This is a genomic window from Brooklawnia sp. (assembly GCF_032229645.1).
In the GTDB taxonomy this organism is placed as follows: domain Bacteria; phylum Actinomycetota; class Actinomycetes; order Propionibacteriales; family Propionibacteriaceae; genus Brooklawnia.
Window position 1 is genome coordinate 9293 of the sequence record NZ_JAVTWX010000046.1, and the last position, 12298, is coordinate 21590.

General features: G+C 66.0%; 7 protein-coding genes. 1 reads left to right on the forward strand and 6 read right to left on the reverse strand.

The genetic code is table 11. From position 1 onward, the window contains the following. Positions 1-89 precede the first annotated feature (89 nt). From hrpA to AAFP05_RS03075, 6 genes are all read right to left on the reverse strand, one after another. Positions 90-4082 (reverse strand): ATP-dependent RNA helicase HrpA, encoded by a 3993-nt coding sequence (hrpA, locus tag AAFP05_RS03050; RefSeq protein ID WP_341728385.1) that lies wholly within the window; start codon positions 4080-4082, stop codon positions 90-92. A gap of 204 nt (positions 4083-4286) precedes the next feature. Next, positions 4287-6779, reverse strand: coding sequence for a phosphoketolase family protein (locus AAFP05_RS03055; protein ID WP_341728386.1), 2493 nt, complete (start codon positions 6777-6779; stop codon positions 4287-4289). Between the two features lie 106 nt (positions 6780-6885). Then, positions 6886-7734 carry an enoyl-CoA hydratase/isomerase family protein gene (locus AAFP05_RS03060; RefSeq protein ID WP_341728387.1) on the reverse strand — a complete coding sequence of 283 codons (849 nt, stop codon included), beginning with the start codon at positions 7732-7734 and terminating at the stop codon, positions 6886-6888. Continuing rightward, a complete protein-coding gene (locus tag AAFP05_RS03065) occupies positions 7734-9350 on the reverse strand; it encodes a CoA-transferase (protein WP_341728388.1) in 1617 nt (538 codons plus the stop codon). Before AAFP05_RS03065 ends, AAFP05_RS03060 begins: the two co-directional genes overlap by 1 nt. Before the next feature lie 36 nt (positions 9351-9386). Next, positions 9387-10418, reverse strand: a complete 1032-nt coding sequence (locus AAFP05_RS03070) for a LacI family DNA-binding transcriptional regulator (protein ID WP_341728389.1) — start codon at positions 10416-10418, stop codon at positions 9387-9389. A 281-nt stretch (positions 10419-10699) separates the two neighbouring features. Next, positions 10700-11635, reverse strand: coding sequence for an AEC family transporter (locus AAFP05_RS03075; protein ID WP_341728390.1), 936 nt, complete (start codon positions 11633-11635; stop codon positions 10700-10702). Positions 11636-11768: 133 nt separating this feature from the next. Here AAFP05_RS03075 and AAFP05_RS03080 point away from each other — a divergent pair, with 133 nt between their 5' ends. Then, a complete protein-coding gene (locus AAFP05_RS03080) occupies positions 11769-12296 on the forward strand; it encodes a VTT domain-containing protein (protein ID WP_341728391.1) in 528 nt (175 codons plus the stop codon). Positions 12297-12298 lie beyond the last annotated feature (2 nt).

Genomic DNA, 12298 nt, shown 5'->3' on the forward strand with positions numbered 1-12298 from the left:
ACAGTCCGGGCTGTTGAAGCGGACGCTGCACGCGGTCTGGCCGGCCGGCGCCCAGCTGCTCGGGTCCGCCGCCGATCTGCTGGCGATGATTAGGATCGGTTAGGGTCTGACAAAGAATTAACGCGTCGAGTGGGAGCCAACGATGCCCGCGCCTGCTGGATCGCCTTGCGGATGCGCTTGGGCGAGACCGTCACCGCGGTGCCCAGCGCCTGCGCCCAGGTCTGAACCCGCAACTCCTCGACGAGGAAGCCGATGTCGTCGACCATGTCGGGCAGTCGTCCGGGCGGCAGCTCGTCGCAGAGATCGTCGTAGTCGGCCAGTAGTTCATCGATCGGCTCGGCGAGCCGGGCGTCCCTGGCGGGATCGGCTGCGGCGCTGGTCAGGCGCGCGATCATCGCCTGGCAGTAGACAGGCAGCCGGTCGTACCACGGGTCGCGGACGAAACCGATGAAGCCATCGAAGACCAGGTTGTCGAGTTGCTCGATGATCTGGTCGCCGATCTTCGAGACCGCCGCCTGCTGACGGATCCGGCGGGCGAGTTCGCAGACCTCGGCTGCGACCTGCACCACGTGACGCATCTGATCGGCCTGCTCCTGGCGCACCTGCAGCGCCAATGCCTGATAGCTACGCTCGTCGCGCACCGTGGCGCTGTCGAGATGCCGGGCGGCGCACTGATCGACGGCCTTCAGCCGGGCGTCGGCGAGCAACGCGGGCACGTTGGGGTACGGGCTGGCCGGCAGTGCCAGCTTCTCCGGGTTCGTCAGATGCGAGACCGTCCAGCGCGTGGGATCCGGATTGGTCAAGGCCAGCAACCGGCGGATGCCGCGCCGGTGGCTGGACGCCTGCTGTTCGGGGGTCTCGGTGATGATCACGCCGACCGCCGTGCCGAGGTCCTTCAAGGCGGGATAACCGATCGCGGTGATGCCTGAGCGTTTGATGCTCACCTTGGGCTGCAGCGTACCGAACGTCCACGAGGTCGACTCCGCGACCTTGGGAGCAGCCCGGGTAAGCGTCTGGGAGACCTGGGCCGACAACTCCTGGCGCAGCTCGCCGAGATCGCGGCTGAAGCGGTCGGGTTTGCCAGCAGTCGCGATCACGAAGCCGACCCGCAGATGGCCGGGCACCTGGTCGGGATGCCAGTCGCCCGGATCGACGACGACACCGGTGAGCGCGCGCAGGGCGCGCCCCAGCTCGTCGCAGAATCGGCGGGCGTGATCGGGCTGATGGGCCTCCAGCCAGGCGAGCGCCTCGCGGGCCCGGTCGGGCGCGGGCACCAAGCTCGTCCGCACCTGCTTGGGCAGATGCCGGATGAGCTCGGTGGCGAGTTCGGTACGCAAGCCCGGTACCTGCCAGCTGAACGGTTCGGGACGAAGCTGGTTGAGCTGGGCCAGCCGGACGCTGACGCTCGCGCCATCTCGTCCATCGCCCGGCTCGAAGACGTAGCTGACCGGCAGCTCAAGGCCTTCGAGCCGCCAATGATCGGGGAAGTCGGTGCGCGCCGTGTCGCGGTCATCGGCGTCGGTGAGCAGGTCGAGATCGAACTCCAAGAACCGCTTGTTTGCGTATCCGCGCCACCAGGCGTCGAAACTGGACCCTGAGGTGACCTCGGAGGGCAGCCTGGCGTCGTAGAAGTCGAAGATCGCCTGGTCATCAACGACCATGCCGCGCCGCCGGGTGCGGTCGGCGACCTCCTCGGCCTCGCGCAGCACGGCCCTGTTGTGATGCAGGAAGTCATGCCTGGCGTGAGTGTCACCCGGATTCCATTGCTCCTCGACCAGCCCGGAGCGGATGAAGATCTGCCTGGCGGTGAACGCGTCGACGCGGGCGTAGTCGACCGGCCGGTCGGCGATGATCGGCACACCGAGCAGCATCACCTTCTCGTAGGCGACGATGCTGGCCGAGTTGGACGACCAGTGCGGCTCCGAATAGCTGCGCTTCAGCAGGTGGCCTGCGACCTGCTCGAGCCATTCGGGTTCGATGGCGGCCACCGTGCGCGCCCACAGCCTGCTGGTTTCGACCAGTTCGACGGCCATCACCAGCTGCGGCGGCTTCTTGGCCAGCGCCGAACCCGGCTGAATCGCAAACCGCGAATTGCGGGTGCCCATGAACTCGACGATCGGACGCCCCCGACGGGCCTTCGGGTCGCGCTTCGGGGGCGGCAGCTGCAGGCCGATGTGGCTGACCAGCCCGGACAGCACGCTGGTGAGGATCGCTTCCGGCTCGGCGGGGTTGTCGTTGCGTCCCATGCCGAGGTCTTTGCTGGCGGTCTTCAGCTGGGTGTGCAGGTCCTGCCATTCGCGAACCCGCAGATAGTTGCGATCCTCGTCGCGGCCGCGACGGCGGAACTGGTTGCCCGACAGCTCGCGGCGCTCGGCCTTGAGGTACTGCCAGAGCCGGACGATCGCGATGATGTCTCCGCCGGGATCGGCGGGGGCCGCCTGCGGGCTGGTTGCAGCCTCGCTTCGTAGGCCCTTGGCGCGGGCGGTCTTCGAGGTGTGTGGGGTGAACCGCGCCGGCTGGGTTCCGGCTGCTGGTTGGAGCTGGCGTTGGCGTCCGCCGCGAGCCGGGTCCTGCCCGATCGGGGCTCCCGCTGCCTGGTCCTGCCAGGCCGCCAATGCGTCGTCGGCGAAGAAGCGCGCATGCAGCCGGTCGGCTTCGTCCCGCTTCTCATTCGGACGTTCCCTGGGGTCCTGGATGGCCAGGAAGGCGACGATCACCAGCACCTCGCGAAGGCAGCCGCGCTCCCCCGCCTCGATCAGCATCCTGCCAAGCCTGGGGTCGATGGGCAGTTGAGCGAGCTGGTGGCCGATGCCGGTCAGCCGCACCGGTTTCGCGGTCTCCAGGGCACCAAGTTCAGTGAGCAGCCGCAGTCCATCGCTGATCTGGGCGGCGTCCGGTGCCTCGACGAACGGGAATCTCGAGATGTCGCCCAGATTGGCCTTGGCCATCTGCAAGATGACCGACGCCAGGTTGGTGCGCAGGATCTCGGGTTCGGTGAACGGCGGACGGGTCAGATAGTCGTCCTCGCTGAACAGCCGGATGGCGATGCCCGGCGCGACGCGGCCGCAGCGGCCGGCCCGTTGGTTGGCCGAGGCCTGCGAGATCGGTTCGATGGGCAGCCGCTGCACCTTGGTGCGCGCCGAATACCGCGAGATGCGGGCGGTGCCGGCGTCCACCACGTAGCGGATGCCGGGCACAGTCAGCGACGTCTCGGCGATATTGGTGGCCAGCACGATCCGCCGTCCGCGGTGCGCGGTGAAGATGCGATGCTGCTCGGACGCCGACAAGCGGGCATGCAGCGCGACCAGTTCGGTGCCCGGCCAGTCCTCGGCCGCCAACGCCGTCAGGCCGTCGCGGATCTCGCGTTCGCCCGAACAGAAGACCAGGATGTCGCCGGGGCCTTCCGCGCGCAGCTCATCACACGCCTGGACGATGCCATCGGCCTGGTCGATACCATCGTCTGCCGGATCATCCGGGTCTGACAACGGACGATACCGGACCTCGACGGGATAGCTGCGTCCGGATACCTCGACCACCGGAGCGTTGCCGAAGTGCTCGGCGAACCGAGCGGTGTCGATGGTGGCCGAGGTGATGATGACTCGCAGCTCGGGCCGCGCCGGCAGCAACTGCCTGAGGTAGCCGAGCAGGAAGTCGATATTCAGGCTGCGTTCGTGGGCCTCGTCGATGATGATCGTGTCGTAGCGGCGGAGCTGACGATCGTGCCCGATCTCGGCGAGCAGGATGCCGTCGGTCATCAGCTTGATGCGGGTCGCTCGTCCGGTCTGCCGGGTGAATCTGACCTGGTAACCGACCAGTTCGCCGAGCTGTACGTCCATCTCGGAGGCGATCCGCTCGGCGACGCTGCGGGCAGCAATCCGGCGGGGCTGGGTATGGCCGATCCGCTTGCGGCCGGCCAGCAGACAGATCTTGGGCAGCTGGGTGGTCTTGCCCGAGCCGGTCTCCCCGGCCACCACGACGACCTGATGATCGCGGATCAGCTGCGCGATCTGCTCGGCGTGCGCGCTGATCGGCAGGTCGGATGGGAATTCGAGGCGCGGCGGCTCGGGCACGGTGGTGGTCATCTCGCGGGCAAGTCTATGCGGAGGGCCTCAACGCGCTTGAGTGGTCGCCAGATCGCGATTTCGTTCGCAAACTGGCCGGTTTGGGCCAACTGGGGAGCAACCAAGCGCGTTGGGCGCCTGGCACGCAGCAGCCCCGGCCTTCGAGCAAGAAGACCGGGCACGCAGCAATCGGCGTCGCTTCAACTACCGGGGTGGACGCGTCTGTTACTTCAGGCCGAGGGCCTGCTGCTTGGCGGCATGGCCGTCGGCGAAGGCCGCACGGCGGCGGGCTTCCTTGGCGCGCTGCTGGTCGTCCGCCTCGATGAGGGCGTCCTGCTCGGCGAACTTGCCGAGTTCCCAGCCCCGAACCTCGGGGATGTCCTCCAGATATTCCACGATGTACTCCTCGTGGCGGGCCAGTTGAGCCTCGCACCACTGGTAGAGCTCGTGGCTGCCCTCGGGCTTCACCTTGGCGTTGTTGATGCAATCCATCACCAGGTGATAGCGGTCGACCCCGTTGCGCACCACCATGTCGAACGGCGTGGTGGTGGTGCCGAGCTCACGGAAGCCACGGGCGCGGAAACGGTCGGCGTCCGGGCGGCCGTGCACCAGCTGGTGAATCGCCCCTGCATAGCCGTGGAACGCGAAGACCACATCGATGTCACCGGTGAACGTCTCGGAGAACTCCTTGGCGCTCATGCCGTGCGGGTGATCTTTCTGGCGGTAGAGCGTCATCAGGTCGACCACGTTCACGAACCGTACCTTGAGTTTGGGGAGCCGGGCTTTGAGGATCTCCGCGGCGGCAACAGCCTCCAGGGTCACCACATCGCCTGCCGAGGCAAGCACGATGTCAGGTTGGGAATGCCCGAGTCCTTCGGTGCCGGCCCACTCCCAGATGCCGTAGCCACGAGTGCAATGCTCGACCGCCTCGTCGATAGACAACCACTGCGGCTGCGGCTGCTTGTCCTGGACGATCAGGTTCACATAGTTGCGCGACTTGAAGCAGTGGTCGGCCACCTCGACAAGGCAGTTGGCATCCGGCGGCAAGTAGATCCGCGCGACATCACCGCGCAGGTTGAGCACCACCTGCAGCAGTTCGGGCGATTGATGCGAGAAACCGTTGTGATCGTTTCGCCAGCAGGTCGAACTCAGCAAGATGTTGGTGCTGGGTACCTTGGCCCGCCACTCCAGATGGTTGGCCTCCTGCAGCCACTTGGCCTGCTGCATCGTCATGGACGCCGACACCATGCCGAATGCCTCATACGACGCGAACATGCCGTGCCGTCCGGTCAGGGTGTAGCCGTCCAGCCAGCCGTGGCAGTTGTGCTCCGAGAGAACCTCCATCACGCGGCCCTGGTTGCCGATCTTCACGTCGAAGACGTTCGTCTCTTCGGCGAATCCACGGTCGGAAACCTCGAAGACGGCACCGAGCCGGTTCGAGTTCGTTTCATCGGGGCAGAACAGCCGGAAGTTCGTCGGGTTCTTCGTGTAGATATCGCGCATGAACTTGCCGAGCTTGCCGGTCGACTCCAGGCGCTCGGTGGCGCGCGTTTGAGGCGTGACATCGACCGCGTAGTCGTGGAAGTCCGGCAGGTCGAGATCGACGGTCAACCGGCCGCCGTTGGCATGCGGATTTGCGCTCATCCGATGATCGCCGTCGGGATTGTTCGACCTCACCAGATCGGTGAGCGAACCATCCGGGTTGAACAGCTCATCGAGCTTGTAGGAGCGCAGCCACGTCTCGAGCAGCCGCAGGTGCGCCGGGTTCTCGCGAACACCCGACAGCGGCACCTGATGGGCCCGCCAGGTGCCCTCGACCACAATGCCATCGACCTCGTGCGGGCCCGTCCATCCCTTGGGCGAACGCAGGATGATCATCGGCCAGACCGGACGCTGACCTTCCCAATGGCCGCTGCGGGCGTCGTCCTGAATCTGCTTGATGCGCTCGTAGCAGTAGTTCAGTGCCTCGGCGAAACGCACGTGCATCCACGGCAGGTCGTCGCCTTCGACCCAGACCGGCTCATAGCCGTGTCCGGTGAACAGCGCGGTGACCTCGTCCGGATCTTTGCGGGCAAGCACCGTGGGGCCGGCGATCTTGGCGCCATTGAGATGCAGGATCGGCAGCACAGCGCCGTCGTGCACCGGGTTGAGGAAGCTGATGCCCTTCCAACCACCCTCGAGCGGGCCGGTCTCTGCTTCGCCGTCGCCGACGACCGCAGCCACCAGCAGATCCGGGTTGTCGAATGCCGCGCCGAAGGCATGTGAGAGGGCGTAACCCAGCTCGCCACCCTCATGGATCGATCCGGGGGTGGTCACCGATGCGTGGCTGGGGATGCCGCCGGGGGCGCTGAACTGCCGGAACAGCGAACGCACACCATCGCTGTCCTGGGTGATCTTCGGGAAGACCTCGGTGTAGTAGCCCTCGAGATAGGCGGCGGCGACCAGGGCCGGGCCGCCGTGTCCGGGGCCGGCGATGTAGACCACGTCTTGGCCGGTGTGCCGGATCAGCCGGTTGAGGTGAGAGTAGATGAAGCTCAATCCGGCACTGGTTCCCCAATGGCCGAGTAGCCGAGGTTTGATGTCTTCGGCGCTCAGTGAGCGCTTCAACAGCGCATTCTCCTGCAAATAGATCTGGCCGACGGTCAGATAGTTAGCGGCGCGCCACCAGGCGTCCACGCGCTCAACGTCATCAAGAGTGACAGCTGGAACCAAGGTCATGAGGTCGAGGCTAACCGACGATGGGCCGGACGATCCGTGCTCTCATTTCGCTCCTGGTGGCCGCCGCAGTGCCAATGCCCAAACGGTAAAGCTGCATGACTAGCGGTTATTCATGCAGCGCAGCCCGGGATGCCGGGTCATCGAAACTTCCGGTGAATTCGGGGTGCCGTTTGTTGCGGAACGCCGAGACTCCCTCGACGAAGTCGTCGGTGGCCGAACTGGCGGCCGAGCCGAGAGCTTCGAGCGTGAGCCGCAGGCCCTGCCCGGACTGGCCGTCAATGATCTGCTTGCTCATTTGCAGGGCGATCGGGGCCCTGGTGGCGATCTGATCGGCGATTTCACGGGCCTTCGCGACGACCTCACTACGTTCGGTCACGTCGGTGACCAGGCCCCAGTCGAGGGCTGTCGGGGCGTCCACCATCAGCGAAGTGAAGATCATCCGCTTGGCCCTGGCCACCCCGACCGTGCGCTGCAGCCTGTCGGTGCCACCCCAGCCAGGAAGAGTTCCGATGCCCAGCTCCGACAGACCGACCTTCGCGTCCGCGGCCATCACCCGAATGTCGCAGGCGAGCGCGAGTTCGAGGCCGCCGCCGAACGCGTTGCCATCGATCGCAGCGATGGACGGCTGCCGCAGCCCGGCGAGCTTGTCGAATAGCGCGTGTCCGCGACGGATCCAGGTGGACCACATCCGGGTGGCCGAGAGCCGGCTGAAGGCCTCGATGTCGGCGCCCGCCGAGAACGCGCGATCCCCGGCGCTGGTCACAATGACCACGCGTACGTCTTCGGAGTCGTCGATCACAGCCAGATGCGATTCGAGCTCCTCGACCATAGGGATGGTGAACGAGTTCAACTTCTTCTCACGTGCGATGTTGATGATGGCGATCTGGCCGTCGACCGTCAGCGTGATCTCGCCGTCGGGTTGGACGACGGCGGCAGTGGCTGGCGTCTGGGTCATCAGTGGTCCTTTCCGGGCAGCGTCAGCGGTCGGCGGCGCGCGCCGAGGCCAAGGCCCATGGGTTCGTCGGTGAAGATGCGGGAGTCCATCAGTTTCAGGTCGTCGGCAACGGCGAGCGGGATACCGGCGCGGGCCAAGACATCGCGCTCCAGATCGACACCGGGAGCGATTTCGACGACCGTGACGACCCCATCGCGCAGTTCGAGCACGGCCCGCTCGGTGACATAGAGCACCTGCTGGCCCCGCTCGGCACCCACCGAGCCCGACCAGGTGATTTGAGCGACCTCGGGCAAGAACTTGGCGATGGTGCCGTCGGAGATGATCTCCAAACGCCCGTCGCCCAACTTGACCTCCTTGCGGCCTGCAGTGAACTGGCCGGAGAAGACGATCCGCTTGGCGTGCGCGGTGATGTCGGCGAAGCCGCCGACGCCCGCGGTGACGTGGGTTGCCGCGCGCATCAGGGAGACGTTGACATCGCCGCGCTGCGAGACCTCCATGAAACTGAGCAGCGCGATGTCGATGCCGCCGCCTTGCAGCAGGATGAACTGGTCGGACGACGCAACGATCGCGTCCGGGTTATATGCGGCACCGAAGGCCTTGCCGGTGACCGGGAAGCCGCCGACCGCGCCCTGCTCGATGACCCAGCTGACCTCGCCGCCCAGCCCCTCGTCCATCAGGATGCGCGGCACGTTCGCGGAGATCCCGAAGCCGAGGTTGGCCAGGTCATGGTGGTGCAGCTCCATCGCGGCCCGGCGGGCGATCACCTTGGTGATGTCGAAGCCGATGCCCTCGATCTCGTCCAGCGATTTCACCTGCGTGCCCGAGATGGCCGGATCAAAGAAGATTCCGCCGGCCTGCTGCTGGGTGGGCGCGACCACGATCGCGTCCACCAGCGCGCCCGGCACATGCACCTCGCGGGGCGGATGCTTCTGGTCGGTGGTTCGTTTGACCTGCGCGATCACGATGCCGCCGTTGTTGTGGGCCGCCATCGCGGTGTCCAGAGTGCCGAGCACCGCTGCTTCGTCCTCGAAGGTGAGGTTACCGAAGGGGTCAGCGGTTGTGGCGCGGATGATCGCCACGTCGACCGGAATGGCCGGCAGGTAGATCCATTCGCGGCCGTCGAGGCTCTCGATGCGCGCCAGATCGGGGGTGACGTCGTTCATCTTGCCGCCCTCGATCCGAGGATCGAAGTAGGTGCCCAGGCCCACGTCGGTGAAGACCCCGGGCTGCTTGGCAGCGGCGGCACGCAGCATCTCGAAGACGACGCCGGAGGGGAACATATAGGCCTGGCAACCACCGGATTCCAGGAGTTCGCGCAGCTCGGGTTTGGCCATCTTGGACGGCCCGGCAGGGTAGGAGCCACCGATGATCCGCGCCAGCAGGCCGGGCTTGGCGATGTGGTTGCTGCCGGCGATACCCGCCGACATGTCGCCGCTGTTGATGGCATGGATCGAGGTGATCCGTTTAGGAGATCCGGTCTGCTCAAATCGCTCGCCGATGGCCGCCAGGATGTCGTCGGGACAGCCGATGGCCGACGAGGACGAGACCGCGACGGTGGCACCATCGGGAATGAACGTGGCGGCTTCGGCGGCACTCAGAATCGGTGGGCGACGCATGGATGAACTCCTAGTCTCTGCTGAGTGATGCGCTCTTCAGTCATTGGTCGGCACAGCGCGGTATGTGTGGTCTGGCGCGGTGGACGAGCATCCGCACGATGCTCGGGTGACCAGCGTTGTCGGTACCAGGATCTGTTCGTGCGTCGCGTCCCGATCGGCCAGGCGCCGCAGCAGCAGCCGGGCGGCTTCGCTGCCGGCAAGCTCTCCGGACGAGGCGACCGAGGTCAGGCTCGGGGTCGAATAGCGGGCCTCGGTGACATCGTCGAAGGCGGTCACCAGCAGCTCCCCGGGCACGGCTCTGCCCGCCTCGCGGGCTGCTTCCAGGGCACCGAAGGCGACCTCGTCGGAGTAGCAGACCAGCGCGTCCGCGCCATCGGCGATGGCTTGCGCGGCAGCCTCGCGAGCGTCGTCGCGACTGGGCCGGCTGGGGTGCTGGACGGGCGCTGGTCGTCCGGCCTCGGCCAGCGCGCGGGTGAAGCCGTCGAGGCGCGGCGCATACGATGAGAAGCTCGGCAGTCCACCGACGAAGTCGATGCGGACAGCGCCATGACGCAGCAGATGGCGTGCTGCCTGGTAGCCGCCGGACGCATTGTCGGCCGCCACGAAATCGGTCTGGGTGCCGGCGACCCGGCGCACCAACTGGACGAGCGGCATCGTGCCATCGCCCAGATCGCGGGGGGACGACCCGTTCGCCGGAACCACCACCACGCCGTCGATCTTGCGCTCGGCCAGCGCCGTGAGCAGGCGCAGCTGCTGGGCGGGATCGTCGTGGGTGACCCCGGCCAGCACCAGCACACCCTCAGCTTCGAGGATGTTCTGAGCACCGGTGACGAACTGGGTCAGATAGGGGTGGTTCAGGGCGGGAGCTATCAGCCCGACCACTCCGGTGCGTGAATTGCGCAGCGCCGCTGCGGAGCGGTCGTAGACGTAGCCAAGGGTCTGCATGGATTCGCGGACGCGCTTCCTGGTGGCGTCGGCGACCAGCGGCGAGTCACGGAGCACCAATGAGGCGGTCGCTCGGGAGACTCCGGCATGTTCGGCAACATCGATCAGCCGGATGCGCGCCATCGTGCCTCCTCAACGTCGTCGTCTGTGGTGGATCGGTGTCTTAGATCGATCCAAGACGATGTTAGATCGATCTAAAAGTGGATGTCAAGAGGGTTGCCGGGGCCGAGATCCGCGGCAGCTGCCGAAAACAACAGCGGCCAGCGAATAACCGGCAGTCGTTGCCACTACCGGCAGTCGCTGTGATTCAGCGTGAGCATTCCGGCAGCCGTTGCTGGTTTCGGCAGCCGCTGTGATCCAGCGTGAGCATTCCGGCAGCCGTTGCTGGTTTCGGCAGCCGATCTCTAGAGCAGGTGCACCAACGCGGCCAACCCGGTCACCGCGGGAATGGAAGCAAACGATGTGACGAAGATCGCATCGCGCGCCAGTTGCACGGACTCTTCGCCGCGCATGGCGAAGATGAACACGTTCTGCGCGGTCGGCAGGCCCGCCATCACCGTCACGGCCAGCGTCGTCGCCGGATCCAGGTTGAAAACGAAGCGGGCCAGTACGAACGCCAGCACGGGTTGGACGAGCACCTTGAGCACGCTGATGACGGCGGTTTCCCCCAGGTTGCCATGCCCAGGCAGCGGACCGGTGCGCAGCGAGACGCCGAAGGCGATCAGCATGGCGGGCACCGCGATGCCACCCACCAGGTCGAGGGTGGAGGTCAACAACCCGGGCAGCCCGATACCGGTCAGGTTCACCAGCAGGCCTGCGATGACTCCGATGGTCATCGGGTTGCGCAGCGGCAAAGTGATATTGCGCATCGCGCTGGTCTTGTTGCCGTTCTTCCTCGCGCTCAGCGCATCGAGGATGCTCAGCCCGACCGGCTGCAGGAAGACCACCTGAATCAGCAGGATCGGCGCCACCCAGCTGGTGTCGTGCAGCACATAGGCCGCGATCGGCAGGCCCATGTTATTGGCGTTGACATAGCAGGACGCGAAACCGCCGATTACCTTGTGACCGGCGCTGCGCCGCCACAGCGTCGAGGCCAGCAGCAGATAGCTGCCGAGCGTGGCGAAGATCGCCAGCAGCGAGACCACCACATTAAGCGAGAAGATGCGCGCCAACTCCGCCTGGCGCAAGCTTCCGAACAGCAGCGCAGGCAAACCGACCCAGAACGAGACTTGGGAAAGCACGCGCTGAGCATTGGCGTCCAGCACCCTGAATTGGGCCAACAGCCAACCGATGCCTATGACAAACCAGATGGTGAAGAAGCCCGACAGCACATCTCCCACGAGGACCAACCCTACGACCTGGCTACCTGCCAATGTGGTCCACCCTCGGGCGCGGACGATACGCAGTCAGCCTGCGCTGCCGGGTAGGGTGATGATCGAAGCGACTGCAGGCGAGGCAACCGTAGGAGCGAGCGTGAATCCACTCGAGTGGGAGATGCCCAAGCTGCTGGTCTATGCGCTCTTGTTCTGCATCGTCTTTTCGCGAGCCAGCGCCACGTACGCGCTAGGGCGCGGTCTGATTGCCGGGGCGTCCCGGGTCAAGACCACCGCCAAGATGCAGGGCCAGCGCTACCAGCAGGCCTGCCGACTGCTAGCACGGTATGGCGCGCCGGTCGTGTCGGTGTGCTTCTTGACGGTCGGCTTCCAGACGATGGTGCTGCTGGCCTCGGGTGGCCTGCGGATGCCGCTGCGAAAGTTCTTGCCGGCGCTCGGCGTCGGCAGCGTCTTGTGGGCGCTGCTCTACGGCACGGTCGGGTTCGTCGGTTTTCACGCTCTCCGGGTAGTTTGGGAATTCTCTCCGGTGCTCTGCTCGGTCGCGATCTGCGTCGCGGTTGCCGCGTTGACAGGCTTCATCCTGAGTCGGCGCATCCGCAACCGCGAGACCGCCACCGTCCCCGACGATGAGTCAGTGAGCGAGCCCATAGGGTCCATAGCCAAGTGAGA

What these genes read in the sequence shown, in the direction of transcription:
- AAFP05_RS03060 (WP_341728387.1), bottom strand. Translation starts at nt 7,734, where the DNA reads ATGACCCAGACGCCAGCCACTGCCGCCGTCGTCCAACCCGACGGCGAG.
- AAFP05_RS03070 (WP_341728389.1), bottom strand. Translation starts at nt 10,418, where the DNA reads ATGGCGCGCATCCGGCTGATCGATGTTGCCGAACATGCCGGAGTCTCC.
- hrpA (WP_341728385.1), bottom strand. Translation starts at nt 4,082, where the DNA reads ATGACCACCACCGTGCCCGAGCCGCCGCGCCTCGAATTCCCATCCGAC.
- AAFP05_RS03055 (WP_341728386.1), bottom strand. Translation starts at nt 6,779, where the DNA reads ATGACCTTGGTTCCAGCTGTCACTCTTGATGACGTTGAGCGCGTGGAC.
- AAFP05_RS03065 (WP_341728388.1), bottom strand. Translation starts at nt 9,350, where the DNA reads ATGCGTCGCCCACCGATTCTGAGTGCCGCCGAAGCCGCCACGTTCATT.